The sequence below is a fragment of the Streptomyces sp. NPDC107575 genome (genome assembly GCF_055657265.1).
Genome location: NZ_JBVKBG010000005.1, coordinates 889,523 through 906,432 on the forward strand (window position 1 = coordinate 889,523; position 16,910 = coordinate 906,432).

17 protein-coding genes and 1 pseudogene are annotated in these 16,910 nt (G+C 70.7%); 11 read left to right on the plus strand and 7 right to left on the minus strand.

What is annotated here, in order from left to right; genetic code table 11:
• Window positions 1–18: 18 nt before the first annotated feature.
• Window positions 19–750 carry an IclR family transcriptional regulator gene (locus ACZ7L4_RS28795; protein ID WP_472107087.1) on the minus strand — a complete coding sequence of 244 codons (732 nt, stop codon included), beginning with the start codon at window positions 748–750 and terminating at the stop codon, window positions 19–21.
• Between the two features lie 112 nt (window positions 751–862).
• Here ACZ7L4_RS28795 and ACZ7L4_RS28800 point away from each other — a divergent pair, with 112 nt between their 5' ends.
• The 6 genes and pseudogenes from ACZ7L4_RS28800 to ACZ7L4_RS28825 form a co-directional block, all read left to right on the plus strand.
• The gene (locus ACZ7L4_RS28800) at window positions 863–1,432 is read left to right on the plus strand and encodes a MaoC family dehydratase (RefSeq protein ID WP_472107088.1); all 570 of its coding nucleotides are present in this window, start codon (window positions 863–865) and stop codon (window positions 1,430–1,432) included.
• Entirely contained in the window at window positions 1,429–2,286 is an 858-nt protein-coding gene (locus tag ACZ7L4_RS28805) for an HpcH/HpaI aldolase/citrate lyase family protein (protein ID WP_472107090.1), read from the plus strand. Before ACZ7L4_RS28800 ends, ACZ7L4_RS28805 begins: the two co-directional genes overlap by 4 nt.
• Window positions 2,287–2,293: 7 nt before the next feature.
• Window positions 2,294–3,460 carry an acyl-CoA dehydrogenase family protein gene (locus ACZ7L4_RS28810; protein ID WP_472107091.1) on the plus strand — a complete coding sequence of 389 codons (1,167 nt, stop codon included), beginning with the start codon at window positions 2,294–2,296 and terminating at the stop codon, window positions 3,458–3,460.
• Window positions 3,460–4,701, plus strand: a complete 1,242-nt coding sequence (locus ACZ7L4_RS28815; protein WP_472107093.1) for a CaiB/BaiF CoA transferase family protein — start codon at window positions 3,460–3,462, stop codon at window positions 4,699–4,701. Before ACZ7L4_RS28810 ends, ACZ7L4_RS28815 begins: the two co-directional genes overlap by 1 nt.
• 81 nt (window positions 4,702–4,782) lie before the next feature.
• Window positions 4,783–5,613 (plus strand): MBL fold metallo-hydrolase, encoded by an 831-nt coding sequence (locus ACZ7L4_RS28820; RefSeq protein ID WP_472107095.1) that lies wholly within the window; start codon window positions 4,783–4,785, stop codon window positions 5,611–5,613.
• Between the two features lie 43 nt (window positions 5,614–5,656).
• Window positions 5,657–6,081 (plus strand): annotated as a pseudogene (locus ACZ7L4_RS28825) (transposase family protein); the annotation flags it as partial.
• 42 nt (window positions 6,082–6,123) lie between these two features.
• On the opposite strand, the gene ACZ7L4_RS28830 reads toward ACZ7L4_RS28825, so the two are convergent.
• Window positions 6,124–6,711, minus strand: coding sequence for an Imm21 family immunity protein (locus ACZ7L4_RS28830; protein WP_472107097.1), 588 nt, complete (start codon window positions 6,709–6,711; stop codon window positions 6,124–6,126).
• Between the two features lie 153 nt (window positions 6,712–6,864).
• Here ACZ7L4_RS28830 and murJ point away from each other — a divergent pair, with 153 nt between their 5' ends.
• Window positions 6,865–8,547: a murein biosynthesis integral membrane protein MurJ gene (gene murJ, locus ACZ7L4_RS28835; protein ID WP_472107099.1), complete on the plus strand. Its 1,683-nt coding sequence runs from the start codon at window positions 6,865–6,867 to the stop codon at window positions 8,545–8,547.
• 236 nt (window positions 8,548–8,783) lie between these two features.
• Here the strand turns inward: murJ and ACZ7L4_RS28840 are convergent, their stop codons facing one another.
• Together ACZ7L4_RS28840 and ACZ7L4_RS28845 are read right to left on the minus strand one after the other, a co-directional pair.
• The gene (locus tag ACZ7L4_RS28840; protein WP_472107101.1) at window positions 8,784–9,461 is read right to left on the minus strand and encodes a hypothetical protein; all 678 of its coding nucleotides are present in this window, start codon (window positions 9,459–9,461) and stop codon (window positions 8,784–8,786) included.
• 538 nt (window positions 9,462–9,999) lie between these two features.
• Window positions 10,000–10,998 carry an Lrp/AsnC family transcriptional regulator gene (locus ACZ7L4_RS28845; protein ID WP_472107103.1) on the minus strand — a complete coding sequence of 333 codons (999 nt, stop codon included), beginning with the start codon at window positions 10,996–10,998 and terminating at the stop codon, window positions 10,000–10,002.
• 89 nt (window positions 10,999–11,087) lie between these two features.
• Here ACZ7L4_RS28845 and ACZ7L4_RS28850 point away from each other — a divergent pair, with 89 nt between their 5' ends.
• Both ACZ7L4_RS28850 and ACZ7L4_RS28855 read left to right on the plus strand, forming a co-directional pair.
• Window positions 11,088–12,332 carry an amidohydrolase gene (locus ACZ7L4_RS28850; protein WP_472107105.1) on the plus strand — a complete coding sequence of 415 codons (1,245 nt, stop codon included), beginning with the start codon at window positions 11,088–11,090 and terminating at the stop codon, window positions 12,330–12,332.
• A gap of 73 nt (window positions 12,333–12,405) precedes the next feature.
• Entirely contained in the window at window positions 12,406–13,761 is a 1,356-nt protein-coding gene (locus tag ACZ7L4_RS28855; protein ID WP_472107107.1) for a DUF3100 domain-containing protein, read from the plus strand.
• 36 nt (window positions 13,762–13,797) lie between these two features.
• On the opposite strand, the gene ACZ7L4_RS28860 is transcribed toward ACZ7L4_RS28855, so the two are convergent.
• From ACZ7L4_RS28860 to ACZ7L4_RS28870, 3 genes are read right to left on the minus strand one after another with little or no spacing between them, the layout of a single operon-like run.
• Complete coding sequence (locus ACZ7L4_RS28860) at window positions 13,798–14,037, minus strand: Imm50 family immunity protein (RefSeq protein ID WP_472107385.1); 240 nt, start codon at window positions 14,035–14,037, stop codon at window positions 13,798–13,800.
• 57 nt (window positions 14,038–14,094) lie between these two features.
• Window positions 14,095–14,790 carry an NAD(P)H-binding protein gene (locus tag ACZ7L4_RS28865; protein WP_472107109.1) on the minus strand — a complete coding sequence of 232 codons (696 nt, stop codon included), beginning with the start codon at window positions 14,788–14,790 and terminating at the stop codon, window positions 14,095–14,097.
• 35 nt (window positions 14,791–14,825) lie between these two features.
• A complete protein-coding gene (locus ACZ7L4_RS28870; RefSeq protein ID WP_472107111.1) occupies window positions 14,826–15,671 on the minus strand; it encodes an oxidoreductase in 846 nt (281 codons plus the stop codon).
• Between the two features lie 207 nt (window positions 15,672–15,878).
• Here ACZ7L4_RS28870 and ACZ7L4_RS28875 point away from each other — a divergent pair, with 207 nt between their 5' ends.
• Together ACZ7L4_RS28875 and ACZ7L4_RS28880 are read left to right on the plus strand one after the other, a co-directional pair.
• Window positions 15,879–16,451: an AraC family transcriptional regulator ligand-binding domain-containing protein gene (locus tag ACZ7L4_RS28875; protein ID WP_472107113.1), complete on the plus strand. Its 573-nt coding sequence runs from the start codon at window positions 15,879–15,881 to the stop codon at window positions 16,449–16,451.
• 42 nt (window positions 16,452–16,493) lie between these two features.
• Window positions 16,494–16,892, plus strand: a complete 399-nt coding sequence (locus ACZ7L4_RS28880; protein ID WP_472107115.1) for a helix-turn-helix transcriptional regulator — start codon at window positions 16,494–16,496, stop codon at window positions 16,890–16,892.
• Window positions 16,893–16,910: the final 18 nt, after the last annotated feature.

The following is a 16,910-nucleotide window of genomic DNA, read 5'->3' on the forward strand; positions in this document are numbered from 1 at the left end:
CCTACAGACAGCCGCCGACTACCGATCCCCCAGCCGCGTCGCCGCCGCCGTCACCGCGCCCGTGAGTGCCTCCGCGATCGCGGGGAGGTGTTCCGCGATGCGCTGGGTGGGGCCTGCGACCGAGATGACGCCGCGTACCGCGCCCTGGACGAGGATCGGGCGGGCCGCCGCGCTGACGTCGGGGAGTGTCTCGCCCCGGTTGAATGCCACGCCATCGGTGCGCACGGCAGCGAGTTCGTCGAGCGCGGACCGGTACGCGTCCGGGTCGGTGAGCGCCTCACGCAGGTACGCCTCGCGCTGCGCCGCGGTGCGGTACGCCAGGATGACCTTGCCCGCGCTCGGCGGATACAGCGGGCGGCGGACGCGGATCGGCGCCGAGTAGCGGATCAGCTGCTGCGACTCGGCGGAGGCCAGGTACACGACGGAGTCACCGACCGCCACGCCGAGCATCGCCGTCTCCTGGAACTGCTCGCGCAGCGCGTCGAGGCTGGGCTGCGCGGCCCCGGCCACGTCGAGGGACGGCTGCGACAGCAGGTTCGCGAGCGCGGGACCGAGCTGGTAGACGCCGTGCTCCTCGACCAGGTACCCCGTCGACACCAGACCCTTGACCAGCCCGAAGACCGAGGACTTCGGGGCGTCGAGGGCGGTGGAGAGTTCGTGCATCCGGGCGCCGTCCCGTTGCGCGACGATCTCGAGGATGTCGGTCACCCGGCTGACGGTCCTGTGCGCCTTGGCGACGGTCTCGGCCACGGCGGCCCTCCCTCTCGGTTCGTATCTACGAACTCTATCCGCCCCTGAAGCTCCCGGTCGACTCTTGACCGGCCGCGTCCCCACGCCTACGTTGATCGTATCTACGAACGTGATGACGCAAATACGAACGGACATCGTCATGCACACCGAGCCGCACACCGATCCGCACTCCGCCCCGCCAACCGGCCCGCCCCCCGAGATCACCCAACGCGGGCTGTACTTCGAGGAACTGGAGCCCGGCGTGCGTTACGCGCACCGCCCCGGACGCACCCTCGGCGAGGCCGACAACACGTTCTTCACCACGCTGACCATGAACCCCCAGAGCCTCCACCTGGACGAACACGCCGCCACGGAAACGGAGTTCGGGCAGCGCCTGGTCAACAGCCTGCTCACGCTCTCCACCGTCGTGGGCCTCAGCGTCGGCCAGCTCACCCAGGGCACGACGGTCGCGAACCTCGGCTTCGAGCAGGTCACCTTCCCCACGCCGGTGTTCCACGGCGACACCCTCTACGCCGAGACCGAGGTCGTCACCAAGCGGACCTCCGCCTCCCGCCCCGACAACGGCGTGGTCACCTTCGAGCACCGCGGCCGCAATCAGCGCGGCGAACTCGTCGCGGTCGTCCGGCGCGTGGCCCTGATGCGGCGCCTCCCGGCCGACTCCCCGGCGAAGGCGGACCGATGAGCGCACTCACAACGATGAGCGCGCGCAAGGGCCCCGCCCTGCTCTTCTGCCCCGCCGACCGCCCGGACCGCTACGCCAAGGCCGCCGCCCGCGCCGACAGCATCATGCTCGACCTCGAGGACGCCGTGGCCCCCGGGGACAAGGAAAGCGCCCGGCAGTCCGTCGTCCGGGCCCTCCCCCACCTCGACCCGGCACACACCTTCGTACGGATCAACGCCCTCGACACACCATGGGGCGCGGACGACCTGGCGGCGCTGCCCGCACACACCATGGTCATGCTGCCCAAGGCCGGTGCCGCCGCCGACGTACGGGCCTGCGCGCCGCACACCGTCCTCGCTCTGTGCGAGACGGCGGCCGGGGTGCTCGCCGCCGAATCCCTCGCCCGTACCGACAACTGCGCGGGACTCATGTGGGGCGGCGAGGATCTCGTCGCCGACCTGGGCGGCCGCTCCAGCCGCGGCCCCGACGGCGGCTACCGCAGTGTGGTGCTCCATGCGCGGGCGCAGGTCCTGCTCGCCGCAACAGCCGCCCAGAAGTACGCCGTTGACGCCGTGCACCTCGACATCCCCGACCTCGAAGGCCTCGCGGTCGAGGCTGAGGACGCCGCGGCCGTCGGCTTCCGCGCCAAGGCCTGCATCCACCCGAGCCATGTCGCGCCCATCCGCGCCGCGTTCGCGCCCAGCGAGGAAGAGGGCCGGTGGGCGTGCGAGATCCTCGCGGCGGCGGAGACGCACGGGGCCGTCTTCCGGTACGAGGGCCGCATGGTCGACGCCCCCGTCCTGGCCCACGCCCGCTCGGTGCTATCCGCCCTGGAACCGTCCGACGACACCGGCCGCCACGACACAAGGAAGTGACTGCGACATGGACTTCGAACTGACCGCACAGCAGAAGGACATCCAGTCGGGCGTCCGCGACCTGGCCCGTTCCTTCAGCCCCGACTACTGGGCGCAGCAGGACCAACGCGCCGAATTTCCCTGGCAGTTCTACGAGGCATTCGCCAAGGCGGGCTGGCTCGGCATCGCCGTGCCGGAGGAGTACGGGGGCGGCGGCCTGGGTGTCCTCGAAGCCGCTCTCCTGCTGGAGGAGGTGGCGGCGTCCGGTGCGGGCATGAACGGGTGCAGCACCATGCACCTGACCATCTTCGGGCTCAACGTCCTGGCCAAGCACGGCAGCGAGCAGCTGCGCCGCGAGGTCCTTCCGCACGCGGTCACCGGCGACCTGCATGTCTGCTTCGGTGTCACGGAGCCCGACGCCGGCACCGACACCACCCGCGTCTCGACGTTCGCGCGCCGCGACGGCGACCACTACGTCATCGACGGCCGCAAGATCTGGATCACCAAGGCCGGGGACTCGCAGAAGATGGTGCTGCTGGCCCGCACCACGCCCCGCGACGAGGTCGCCAAGCCCACCGACGGGCTGTCCGTCTTCCTCGTCGACATCGACCGCGGCGCCATGGACATCCGGCCGATCCCCAAGATGGGCCGCAACGCCGTCGCCTCGAACGAGATCTTCATCGACGGCCTGCGGGTGCCCGCGACCGCCCGGATCGGCGAGGAGGGACAGGGCTTCCGCTACCTCCTGGACGGCCTCAACCCCGAACGGATCCTGCTCGCCCACGAGGCGCTCGGCATCGGCCGCGCCGCCCTCGACGTGGCGACCCAGTACGCCAAGGACCGCGTCGTCTTCGACCGCCCCATCGGCCGCAACCAGGGCATCGCCTTCCCGCTCGCCGAGGCCCTCACCCGCCTCGACGCCGCACGGCTCATGGCCCGCAACGCCGCCTGGCGCTACGACCAGGGACAGCACTGCGCGCGCGAGGCGAACATGGCCAAGTGGCTCTGCGCCGACGCCGGTTTCCAGGCCGCGGACGCCTCCGTGCAGACACTGGGCGGCATGGGGTACGCGAAGGAGTACCACGTCGAGCGGTACTTCCGGGAGTCGCGCCTGATGCGCCTGGCGCCCGTCAGCCAGGAGATGGTCCTCAACTACGTCGCCCAGCACGTGCTCGGTCTGCCGAGGTCCTACTGATGAACACACCTGCTCCCGACTCCGCTGCGCCCGGCGCGCTGTCCGGTCTCAAGGTCCTCGACCTCTCCCGCGTCCTCGCGGGACCGCTGTGCACCCAGATGCTCGCCGACCACGGCGCCACCGTCGTCAAGGTCGAGTCACCGGCGGGCGACGACACCCGCCGCTGGGGGCCGCCGTTCCTCACCGAGGACACCAGCGCGTACTACGCGAACGTCAACCGCGGCAAGAAGAACATCGTCGTCGACCTGGCCACCGACCAGGGCCGCACCATCCTGGGCACCCTCATGGCCGACGCCGACATCGTGGTGGAGAACTTCAAGGCGGGCACCCTCGCCGCCTGGGGCTACCCCGACGACGTGATCCGCGAGCGCTGGCCCGCCCTGATCCACTGCCGCATCACCGGATTCGGCACGGACGGCCCCCTCGGCGCGCTCCCCGGCTACGACGCCGTACTCCAGGCGTACGGCGGCCTGATGAGCATCAACGGCGAGCAGGAAGGTCCCCCACTTCGCATCGGCGTCCCGGTCGTCGACCAGGTCACCGGCATCCTCGCCTTCTCCGGAATCCTGCTCGCCCTCCACGAACGGCAGCGCTCGGGCCGCGGCCAACTCGTCGACTCCACCCTCCTCGACACCGTCATCAGCCTCCTCCACCCCCACTCGGCGTCCTGGCTCGCCGACGGCCGGGTCCCGTCCCGCACCGGATCCGCGCACCCCACCATCGCCCCGTACGAAAATTTCGCCACGCTCGACGGCCTGTTCTTCATCGGCGCCGGCAACGACCGCCAATTCGCCGCGCTCGCCGACGTGTTGGGCGATCCCGCCCTCGCCACGGCCCCCCGCTTCGCGACCAACCCCGACCGCGTACGCAACGTCGCGGAGCTGCGCGCGATCCTCACCGAGCGCATCGCGCACCGCCGCCGCGCCGAACTCTCGGAACACCTCCTCGCCCGAGGCGTACCGGCGTCCCCGGTCCACGACATCGCCGAGGCCATGACGGCACCCCAGGTACGCCACCGCGAACTCGTCGTCGAACAGGACGACTACCGCGGCGTCGGCGTCCCCATCAAACTGAGCCGCACCCCCGGCCACGCGGCTCCACCCCCGAGCCCCGCGGGCGGCGACACCCGGGAAGTGCTCGCGGCGGCGGGCTGCACGGACGCGGAGATCACGAAGGCGCTGGAGGACGGCGCGGTGGTGGAGTCCGGGCCGTCCCACCCCCTCCGAACCAGCACGCCATAACCGTACGAACCACCCTCGAGGCGACGCCGGTGCGCTACCGTCCCAGCAACCCACTGCGGGCCACGAACGGGAGGGACCCCCATGTTGCAGCAGGTCGCGGACGGAGTGCTGGTCCACCAGAGCGCGTTGCTCCAGAACAACACCGTTGTCGTGCAGGGCACGGACGGCGTGCTGCTCGTCGACCCCGGGATCACGGACGCCGAAATGACGTGCCTCGCGAACGACCTCCGCACGTACGGCCGCCCCGTGACAGCCGGCTTCGCGACGCACCCCGACTGGGACCACGCGCTCTGGCACCCTGAACTGGGCGAGGCGCCTCGCTACGGAACGGCCCGCTGCGCACAGTTCCTGGACGAGCTGCTGTCACAAACGGACTGGAAGACCCAGCTCGCCGCAGGCCTGCCACCGGAGATCGCCGAGGAAACGCCACTGGACCTCTTCGGCCGCATCACGCCCCTGCCCGCCGGAACCACCCGACTCCCCTGGACAGGCCCCGAGCTCCGCATCATCGAGCACCCGGCCCATTCCCCGGGCCACGCCGCGCTGTTGCTGGAACAGAGCGGAGTCCTCATCGCGGGCGACATGCTCTCGGACGTCCTGATCCCGATGCTCGACAACTCCACCGACCCGATCGAGGACTACCTCGTCGGCCTACGACGCCTGGAGGACATGGCGGACGCCGTCGACATCGTCATCCCCGGCCACGGATCGGTCGGCACGGGCGACGAGGTGCGCGCCCGCATCGACCAGGACCGCGCGTACCTCCACGCCCTGCGCGCCGGCCTCGCCCCCAAGGACGACCCCCGCCTCGGCGCCTCCGCGAAGCCAGGCTGGGAGTGGGTGAACGACATCCACGAAGGCCAGGCGGAGAGCGTGGCCCGGCGAAAAGGGGCCGACGGAACGCGCAACTAAGGGGTGTCCCGTAACGCCTGGCCATAAGTGAGACGATCTTGATGTGGCTGGTGTGATCACGGCGTCTGAGCCGTCGTGGATAGGTCCGTTCACCGGCCTGAGGCCGCTCCGTTTTCGTGCGTTGGTCACTGCACTGCGCCGCGAAGGCGCTGATGCGGGGCGTCGGGGACGACCGTGGAGCCTGCCGTTCGAAGACCGAGTGCTACTGGTCACGGCCTACTGGCGCACGAACTTGACGATGCGCCAACTGGTTCCGCTGTTCGGGATATCTAAGTCCGCGGCTGACCGGATCATCGACCAAGTCGGTCCACTCCTGGCGCTTCGGCCCCGGCTCCGCTTCGCCAAGGGCACCGTGCTCATCGTCGACGGCACCCTGGTGCCCGCCCGCGACCACACAGTGGCCGAAGAGTCCAAGAACTACAGGACTCCACCAACCACCAGGTCGTTATCGATGCAGACACCCGCCTCGCCCATCTGCACAATCTTGCGTCCAGCGCGTGATCTGCCCGTTCACGATTCGATGGGCAGGATCTGGACCAGGCCGACCCAGTTCTCCGTGTCCGCCTTGGTGTGGGTGGCACGGACCCTCCAGCGGCCGGCGGGCAGCGAGACCGATGCCTGGGCGGGCATCCCGCCGCCGGGATACTCGGTGTCCAGCGCGGAGCCTGCTTCGGCGGAGTCCATGAGCGTGGCTGGACCGTCAGACACCCACGTGCCGCACTCCTCCCACTGGATGGCCGGGTCTGCAAGGACAGCCCGGGCCGCAGCTCTCAGTTCGGTCTCGGAGTCGGCGGCAAGCCACCGCAGGAACGCTCGATACTCGGGTAGATAACAGCTGGTGGCCGGCTCATCCGCCAGCACCAGCGCCTGTGAACCGTTCTCACCAACGGCGATCACACCGGCCAGATCGTCCACCGCACAGGCCCGGTCGTAGTCGTCTGGAATGGTGGAGTCTCCCGCCATGACCCCGGTCTCCGTACACCCATGCCATGCAGCCAACGCGGAAACGGGGATGACAATCAAAGGCCCACCCATCGACTCCACCCAAACAGGGGAGGCATGGGAGGCATCGGCTGCAGTGGACGAAGAGACGCTCATGCCGTCAGTGTGCACGCGCCCACTGACAACGCCCGCAGTGGCCCATTGGCGCCCAGGACAGGAACGGCCCAGGGCCTGCGGCGGCTTCGGTTACGGGACAACCCTTAGGCCGCCCATCCGGGCCGTTCACCGCTGACCGCGTAAGTTGACCCCATGGTGGAGGGGTCGGGCTCCGCGGCGCGGTTGGTGTCGCAGGAGCAGCAGGGGACGGGGCGGGATGGCGCTGGGCGTGCGGGGAGCAAGGGTGGGCTGGTTCGTTCGTCGTTGCTGATGGCCGGCGGGACGGTGGTGTCCCGGGCGACCGGGCTGATCCGCCAGGTGCTGCAGGCCGCGGCGTTGGGCACGGGCCTGCTGGCCAGTACGTACAACACGGCGAACACCGTGCCGACGAGCCTGTACACGCTGCTCATCGGCGGTGCGCTGAACGCCGTGCTGGTGCCGCAGTTGGTGCGGGCCCGGGCGACGCAGCCCGATGGCGGGCGGGCGTACGAGCAGCGGCTGGTCACGCTGGTGGTCAGCGTGCTCGCGGTGGGGACGGCGCTGGCGGTGTGGGCGGCTCCGCAGATCGTGGGTCTGTACATGCGGGACACCCCGGGCAGTCACGAGGCGTTTCAACTGACGGTGACGTTCGCGCGGTTCCTGCTGCCGCAGATCTTCTTCTACGGACTGTTCGGCATCTACGGGCAGGTGCTGAACGCCCGGGAGAAGTTCGGCGCGATGATGTGGACGCCGGTGCTCAACAACGTCGTGCTGGTGGGCATGTTCGCCGCCTACCTGGGGCTGATGACGGTGCCCGACCAGGTGGCGGACATCACCGCCGACCAGGTACGGCTGCTCGGGATCGGGACGACGGCAGGCATCGCGCTGCAGGCCTTGGCCCTCGTCCCGTTCGCCCGGGCGGCCGGTTTCCGGTTCCAGCCCCGGTTCGACTGGCGCGGCACCGGACTGGGCAAGAGCGTCCACGCGGCGAAGTGGACGCTCCTGTTCGTCCTGGCCAACCAGGTCGCCCTCACCGTGGTCACGAACTACGCCAACGCCGCCGACCAGGAACTGCCCCAGGCGGGCGCCGGATATTCGGCCTACACGTACGCGCAGACCATCTGGTTGCTGCCCCAGTCGATCGTGACCGTCTCCCTGGTCACGGCCCTGCTGCCCCGCATGAGCCGGGCCGTCGCCGAGGGTCGCATCCCGGACCTGCGCGCGGACCTGTCGCGGGCGCTGCGGATCAGCGGCGTGGTCATCGTGCCCGCCGCCTTTCTCTTCCTCGCCCTGGGCCCGCAGATCTCCTCGCTGCTGTTCGCCCACGGAGCGGCCGACGCCGCCTCGGCCCGTCCGCTGGGGTACATGCTCCAGGCGTTCGGCCTTGGACTCGTCCCGTTCTCCGCCCAGTACCTGCTGCTGCGCGGCTTCTACGCCTTCGAGGACACCCGTACGCCGTTCCTCATGGCGACCTGGACCGCGGGCGTGAACATCGCCCTGGCCACCGCCTGTCATCTGCTGCTGCCCGCCCGCTGGGCAGTCGTCGGCATGGCCGGCGCCTACACCCTCTCCTACGCGGCGGGCCTCGCCCTCACCGCGCGTCTGCTGCGCAGGAGGCTCGGGAGCCGCATCGACGACGGCACCCTGCGCCGCACCTACGGGAAACTGTTCTGCGCCGCGGCTCCGTCCGCCGCTCTGGGCTGGGCCGCAGCACGCGCATGCGCGCGCCTTGGTACCGGGACGTGGCCCACCGCCGTCGCCCTGGCGGTCGGAGTGCTCGCCACAGCCGTGGGATACGTCCTGCTCGCCCGGCTGCTGAAGGTCGACGAACTGCGTCGCCTACCCGGGCTGCGCTGAGCCCGGGCCCCTCCTTGCCCTGCACCGCTTCCGTACTCACGAGGGCCTCGCGCGGAGCCAGTCGCGCGCCGCGGTCAGTGAGCCTTTTCCAACCTCATCCCTGTACGCTCGTCGGCCTGCTGGCCACTGAACCAATCTGTAGCGGGGGCGTGACCAGCAGATCCGCAGTCCGTCCCGGCGGCCCGGACGCTTCGCCGAGCATGGTCAGCGGCGCTGACAGCCGGGTTGGCAGGGGCTCAGCCCTCCGGCGGCTCCCATGAGGCGAACCAGTGGGGGAACGGTCCGGCGGAGGGCGGGAAGGCGAACGGCGGCGTGCGGTCGGTGAGCAGGCGCAGCACAAACTCGCCGGTGCCGCAGTCGAAGCGCTGCCACTCACCGTCCACGTACTGCACCAGAACCGGCCAGTCGTCGGGATCGGCCGGTCCGGTCAGCCAGTGGAAGGTCAGCTCCTGCTCGGAGGTCCCCCATATGAGCACGCCGCCGGGCGCGGGGTAGACGGGGTATGGCCGGTACAGGTCGGCGTACCGCGCCATGTCCTGGCCCCAGGAGACCAGATCCGTGCCCAGCGCACCCGGCACCAGCAGGTCCAGGTACTCGTCGAAGCTGCCCGCGCCGAAGGCGTCGACGATGTCCTTGTAGTCACCGGGCAGCGCGGTGCCCAGCGCTGCCTCCGTCGCGGCCCAGTCGACGCCGCACCGATCGGGCTCCGTCCGCCCGGTGGCCTCCCGCAGCAACGCTGCCCACGCGACCCCGGGCGGGCGGGTGAACGCGCGCCGGGCGAGGATCACGACGGGGCGCGGGCCATCGGCGGTGGCCGTCACGCCGTATCCGAACCAGTGCTCGGCCAGCGCCCACCCGCGCAGCTCCAGCAGCCCACCCTCCCCGCCGATGGGGAGCCCACCCTCCCCGCCCACCGGCGGACCGTCGGGCACCCCTGCTGCCCTGCCCCCCGACGACCCAGGCACGTACCGGCCGGCCCGCCCCGTCAACCACGTCTGCAGCGACGCGCTCCAGCTCGGCCAGATCCTCCGCGTCACTGGGCACGCAGACATGCCCTGCCCCATGAATGGGCAGCGGGCAGTGCAATTCGGGCGCGCGCCAGGCGTCGTTCAGACGGGCGCGCAGAGCTGAGGCGTCCACGTGGCCAAGTGAACAGCACGGCACTGACATTGAGCCTTCTCAACCTGCATCAGCAGTACGCCGTTGGGCCGACAACAGGAGGAAGCCCTGGTAGGTGGGTTTTCAACCAAGATCACCAGTCTGTCGGGAGCTTCCGCATGCTTGTCTGCCCGTCCGGTATCGACCTGTCCAGCCGCTCTCTGCAGCACCTGTCGGTCTCCACGGCATACCCGCCGCTCTCGCCGCTGACGACGTCAAGTGCTGGGCCGACAGGGCGTATCAGGGCGCAGGCCCTGCTGTGCACGTCGTCGGGCGGGCTCTCGTTCGTTGTGTTCATCGTTCGGCGTGCCCCAACGACCGCGTATCGGGTCCGATGATCTGCGCCATGTGTTTCCTGATGCTCAGTACCACCGACCGGTCGGCGATGCGGGAGTCGGGGAGGGCCGAGCCGAGGGCCATCTCGAAGCGGTTGACGTCGGCGAGCTTGCGCAGCCATACCGCGAGGATGAGGTTGTAGCGGCTCGGCGAGGTGAAGGCGAGGCGGACCTCGGGCACGGTCGCGAGTGAGGCGCGGACCGTCTCGATGGTGCGGGCGGACGCCTCGACGAAGTACCAGGTGTAGACGGGCCAGCCGGACACCTCGCGGGCGAGGTCGGTGCGGAAGTGCAGATCGCCGTTGCGTCGCAGGGTCGCCAGGGCGTCCGCGACCCGCTGGGGCGAGAATCCGTGCTTCTCGGCGATGTCCGTGACCGGGACACGCCCGTCGCGCCAGACCTCGGCCTCGATGGCCTCCCTGAGGTCGTCGGCCACCAGGCGTGCCGCGCGGGCGCGCGGTCCGCGGGGCGGTCGCACCCGTGCGGCTTCTTCTGAAGTAAGTGCGCGCAGGCGCCAGTTGGCCGCGTCGACGAGGACCTCGTTGACGGGGTGGGTGCGGACACTGCGCAGTCCCTTCATCTCTCCCAGGCCCCGCAGCGCGTAGTCCGAGAGCGTGGCGAGGTCGTCGAAGGAGACGATGGCGAGCAGGTCCCGTGCGCCCGAGCAGCAGTCGAGGACCCACACGGCGGGATCGCGCGCGAGTTGGCGCGCGGTCGCCTCGATCTGGGCGGGCTCGCACTCGATCTCGATCAGGGCGAGCTGCCGGCGCGGGCGGAAGCCGGTGACCCAGGCGATGCCGTCGTCGCGCAGCCTGCTCCACCTGCGGCCCAGCGTCGCCGCGTCCACCCCCACCACCGGCGCGAGCTCCGTCCAGCTGGCGCGCGGTTCGATCTGCAGAGCATGGATGAGGCGCTCATCGGTGGGCGCGAGCATATTTTCCTGTGCCTGAGTGCTCACTTCCGCAGTTTATCTGCACTTTGCCCGGTCGACCTCGTCGTACGGCTCACACTGCACGCCACCAGAATGCCGAGCGCGAAGGACCGACGTTGACGAACACGACCTCCCCCCGTACTCCCGAACGCCTCGCGACGACGGACGCGAAGGGCCGCGCCGAGGCCGAGGTGGCCCGTCGCCGCTCGCAGCTCCTGGAGCTGAGCCACGCGCTGCACGCCGACCCCGAGCTGTCCTGGCAGGAGCACCGGTCGGCCGCGCGCGTGGCACGGGTCCTCGAGGACGCGGGCTTCGCCGTCGAGGTGGGGGCGTACGGGGTGGAGACGGCCATCGAGGCCGTGTACGGGACCGGGGACCTCACCGTGGCGATCTGCGCGGAGTACGACGCCCTGCCGGGGATCGGGCACGCCTGCGGCCACAACGTGATCGCCGCGGCGGGCGTCGGCGCCGCGCTCGCGCTGGCTCCGGTGGCCGACGAGGCGGGGCTTCGGATCAAGCTGCTCGGCACGCCGGCGGAGGAGCACGGCGGCGGCAAGGTCCCCATGCTCGTCGCGGGCGCGTGGGAGGACGTGGACGTGTCGATGATGGTCCACGGCATGACCGGCGGCGACCGGCCGGCGGACGCGTTCCGGTCCACCGCCGTCGATCGCTTCGAGGTGACCTTCAGCGGCCGCACCGCGCACGCCGCGGCCGCCCCGCAGCAGGGCATCAACGCCGGCGCCGCCGCGACCCTGTCCCTCACCGCGATCGGCCTGCTGCGCCAGCACCTGCCGCGTGACACCAACCTCAACGCGTTCGTGTCCCTGGGCGGCGAGGCCACGAACATCATCCCGGACCGTGCCACCGTCCAGGTCGAGATCCGCGCCTACGAGCTGGACGACTGGCGCGACATGAAGAAGCGCGTCCTCGCCTGCTTCGAGGGATCCGCCATCTCGATGGGGTGCACCTGGGAGTGGGCGCCGACGGAGCACCCGTACGCCCCCATGTCACCCGACTACACCCTCTGCGCCCTGTGGGACGACAACCTGACCGCCCGAGGCCGGACCATCGAGGGCGCCACGGCGGCCGGTGGGGGCTCCACCGACATGGGCAACGTGTCCCAGGTCGTCCCCAGCATCCACCCCATGATCGCGTTCCTCGGCGAGGACAGCGTGCCGCACAACCCGGACTTCGCCGCCGCGGCCGCCACCCCCGCGGCCGACGACGCGGTCGTCGACGGGGCCGTGGCGCTCGCCTGGACCGCGCTCGACGTCGCACTCGACGACGTGTTGCGCGCCGAGTTCCGCCGCCGCACCGCCGAGCGCCCGGCCGGGGCGACGCGGATCGCCTTCGAGGCGTGAGACCGGCGCTCTCCGCACCGCACCCGATCCCCTCCTCGTCGCAACCGTGCGCCTCCCAGCCAGGAGACAACGAATGAGCACCAACTCCAGCACCGCCGCGGACGCCACCAGCGTGAGCACCGCACGCGGCGATGACACGCCCGCCGTCAGACTCACCCTGCGCGACGCCCGCCTGTGGATCCTGATCGCGCTCGCCGCGGTGTTCGCGGCGGCCGCCCAGGCGATCGGCCCGATCGTCGTCCCGATCGGCGCCGCGGCGGTCACTCTCCTGCCGATGATCTGGGGCCTGCTCGCCGGCGCCGTCACCTCCGGCCAGCGGATCAGGCCGCTGCCCGTCGACCTGCAACAGGCCGCCAACATCGTCATGGGCATCGCGGTCCTCGTGCTCGGCGCCCGGCTGGCGTTCACCATCGGCCCCAGCATGCCGATGCTCCTGGACGCCGGGCCCGCGCTGCTCCTCCAGGAGGTGGGGCACCTGTTCGGCACGATCCTGGTCGCCCTCCCCCTCGCGGTGCTGCTTCGGATGGGCCCCGCGACCATCGGCGCCACCTTCTCCATCGACCGCGAGACGTCCTTCGCGATGGTCAGCGAGCGCTACGGCTCCGACTCCCCGCAGTACCGCGGTGTGCTGTCGATGTACGTGTACGGCACGATCTTCGGCGCGCTCGTCGTCAGCCTGGTGGCCTCGCTGGCCGCCTCCCTCGGGATCTTCGACCCGCGTGCGCTGGCCATGGGCGCGGGCATCGGCTCGTCGTCGATGATGGCCGCGGGCGCCGCCTCGATCGTCGCGGCGCACCCCGAACTCTCCGACCAGGCCCTCGCGTTGGCGTCCACGTCGAACCTGATCACCAGCGTCCTCGGCCTCTACATCGGCGTATGGGTGTCCCTGCCACTGGCCGACCGCTGCTACCGCCTGCTCACGGGAAACCGGGAGACCGCCCCGCACCGCGAGCAGTCGGCGTCGGCAGTCTCCACACCCGCCCCGGCCACGACCCACGTCCCGCTCTGGACCACGACGGCCATCGTCGCCGGAATCGGACTCCTGGTCGCGACGGTCGCGGCGCACCGCTTCTCCTGGTCGATGCTCGCCTGCTACGCGGTCCTCGCCGCGCTCGTCCTGGCGGGCCTGGGCGCGGCCCGGGTCACGCGCGGCCGGCTGCCCGCGGTCGTCGTGGTGATCACGCTCGGCGCGCTGCTCACCTCACCGATGTCCCCGGTCGCGGACCGGCTGACCGAGGTCGGCGAGAGCGTCGACATCCTCACGGTCATCACGACGCTCCTGACCATCGCGGGCCTGAGCCTCGGCAAGGACCTCCCGATGCTGCGCAAGATCGGCTGGCGCATCATCCCCGTGGGCACGACAGCGATCATCGCCTCCTTCGTCCTGTCGACCGTCGCGGCGGAGTTCGCGTTGGGGTTGTGGGGGTGACGGCGGGAGCCGCCCGGTAGCGGGCACCGCATGTGCTCACGGAGCCGCGGAGGCCAGGTAGGCACGTGTGCAGGTCACCTCGACCTGCCCGGCCGTGAACTCGAGAAGTGACCCGGGCCCGCGCGCGGAGAACCTCACTCCTCCGTCGGCACCGGACGACACCAGCACGGACTTCGCCGCCGGAGCGGACCACCCCGAGACACGCAGTTCCGCAACCGAGTTGAACCGCAGGTGGAACTCGAAGGCGTTGAAGTCCTTGGCTTGCCATTCAGGCAGAGGACTCGTGGCTGCGAAACCGGAGCGCGACGCCGGCCCCCTGGACGGATACGTCCATCATGCGTTCTGCTCCGTGGGCCCCTTCGTTGCTGTGGCAAGGCGGTTGATGTCCGGGGTGCGCAGGACGGTGGGGGCGTTGTTGTCCGGGCGGGTGGCGGCGAGCATGGCGCGGCCGACGAGGTCCGTGGTGGTGATGTACCGGGGGAACAGACGCCTGAGGAGCGGGTGGATGACGGCCGTGGCCCGGTACAGGACGCGGTAGAGCGGGGTGCGGGAGACCGCGCCGTCGACCGGCTGGATGAAGCCGGGGCGGAACATGTAGGCGGTCATGGGCAGTGCCCGGATGCCGTTCTCCGTACGCCCCTTGACGCGGGCCCACATCTGACGGCTCTTGCCGGTGGCGTCGGTGCCCTCGCCGGAGACGTACACGAACGTCAGGTTCGGGCAAGCCGCCGTCACAGCGTTCGCGGCCGCAAGCGCGTAGTCGTAGGTGATCCGGGTGTACTCGGCCTCGGTACGACCGACGGCGGAGACTCCGAGGCAGTAGAAGCAGGCGTCCAGGTCGGCGAGTTGATCCTGGATCGCGGCGTAGTCGGTGAAGTCGGCGTGGACGATCTGCCGCAGCTTGGGGTGGGTCACGTTCAGGGGAGAGCGGACGACGGCGAGGACCTCGGTGACCGTATCGTCACGCAGACTGGCGTGCAGGGCGCCGTGCCCGACCATTCCGGAGGCTCCGAAGACGATGACGCGCACGAGTTCTCCCGGGGGTGAGGGGGCAGTGGGCGGATTCAGCGAGGGAGGCTTACGGACCGTGCCATCATGGCGTCGAAGGCGCGGTCGGGCAGGATACGCCGCAGGGCGAGCAGCGGGCGCGCGCCGAAGCCGGTGGCGTAGCGGGTCCTGGGCCTGCGGGCGGTGACGGCCTTGCCGACGGAGTCGGCGATGACGGTCGGCGGAGACATGCGCTTGACCATGGCCTCGGAGCGCATGGAGGCGGCGACGGCCTCGGCCTGGTCGGCGTAGGCACCCGAGACGGAGGACTTCTCCAGGTTGTCGGCGGCGATGCCGCTCCACTCGGTGCGGATGCCGCCGGGTTCGATGACGACGACGTCGATCCCGAACGGCTTGACCTCCAGGCGCAGGCAGTCGCTGAGGGCTTCGAGGGCGAACTTGGTGCCGTGGTACCAGCCGCCGAGCGGGGTGTGGATCTTCCCGCCCATCGAGGTGACGTTGACGACCGTTCCGCTGCGCCGGGCCCGCATGTGCGGCAGGACGATCTGGGTCAGCCGGATCGCGCCGAAGACGTTGACGTCGAACTGGCGGCGGGCTTCGTCCTGCGAGACGTCCTCCAGCGCGCCGTACGAGCCGTATCCGGCGTTGTTGACCAGGACGTCGATGCGGCCGGTCTCGGAGACGATGCGGTCGACTCCGCTTCGCATGGACTCGTCTTCGGTGACATCCATCGCGAGCGGGCGCACACCGTGTTCGGCGAGTTGCCGCAGGCGGTTGGTGCGGCGGGCCGCCCCGTAGACGGTGTAGCCGAGGCCGATCAGCTTGAGGGCGGTCGCTTCGCCGATGCCGGAGGAGGCGCCGGTCACGAGGGCGGTCCTGGGTGTGGGCGCGGAGGTGGTCATGGGGGTTCCTCGTCGTCTGGCCGGAGAGAGCGTGGCCGGTCCGGGCGGTGGTTCGTGGCTTCCACGCTAGGCCGGCGAGCCCGCCGAGGAACTAGCCGATGACGCCCGACCACTTGCCTTTCGCGCCATTCCGGGATGGCGCCTTCTGCATGTCGTTTGGCGCGCACGGCATCCTCCGCTCCCCCAAGGAGGATCTAACCTCAAGGCATGGCATCACAGCAGTTCACCCTGGATCCGGGGACGCGTGCGCTCCTGCACGACCTCGGGGTCTCCGTCACCAGCGTGCTGCGGTGGGCCCGGCTCCCTGCCGGGCTGTTCGCCCAGAGCGCGGTCACGATGCCGACCGAGGAGTACTACCGGTTCTGGGAGGCGCTGGACGCCGAGGCCGCGGATCCCGACCTGGCGGTGCGGATCGGGCGAGCTGTGTCCGTCGAGGCCTTCAACCCGCCGATCTTCGCGGCCTTGTGCAGCGCGAACCTGCGTACGGCGGCCGAGCGCATCGCCGCGTTCAAGCCGCTCATCTGCCCGGCGCGGCTCGAGGTCACCTTCGACCGGACGGGCCTGACGATCACGTTCCACTGGCCCGAGGGGCCGACGCCACCCCCGCTGCTGGTCGCGGCCGAGCTCGCGTTCTGGGTGGCGCTGGCGCGGATCGGCACGCGCCGGGAGGTGCGAGCGGCCCGGGTCGCCATGCGCCGCGTCCCGGAGCCCTCGGCCGCGACGACCTCCTATTTCGGTACGCAGGTTCACGAGGGCGCGGCCGACACCGTCGCCTTCTGAGCTGCGGATGCCTCGCTGCCGTTCCTCACCGAGGACGAGTCCATGTGGGACTTCTTCGCGCCCGAGCTTCGCCGTCGCCTGTCCGAAATCGAGGCGTCCGCGACCGCGGCCGACCGCGTGCGCGCCGCGCTCCACGAGCGGCTGCCCGCCGGCGAGAGCTCCATCAACGCCATCGCCGCCCAGCTCACGATCAGCCCGCGCACCCTCCAGCGGCAGCTCCAGGCAGAGGGCACCAGTTACCAGGCGGTACTCGGCGACACCAGGGAGAAGCTCGCCCGCCGCTACCTCGCGGACCGGTCGCTGCCCACCTCCCAGGTCGCCTACCTCCTGGCCTACGACGACACCAACTCGTTCTACCGCGCCTTCCGCCGCTGGACCGGACTCACGCCGGACGCCGCGCGCAACGACGGCCGCCTCGCTCCCGCCTCGCCCGCGACCTGATCCCCACCGTGACTCCCG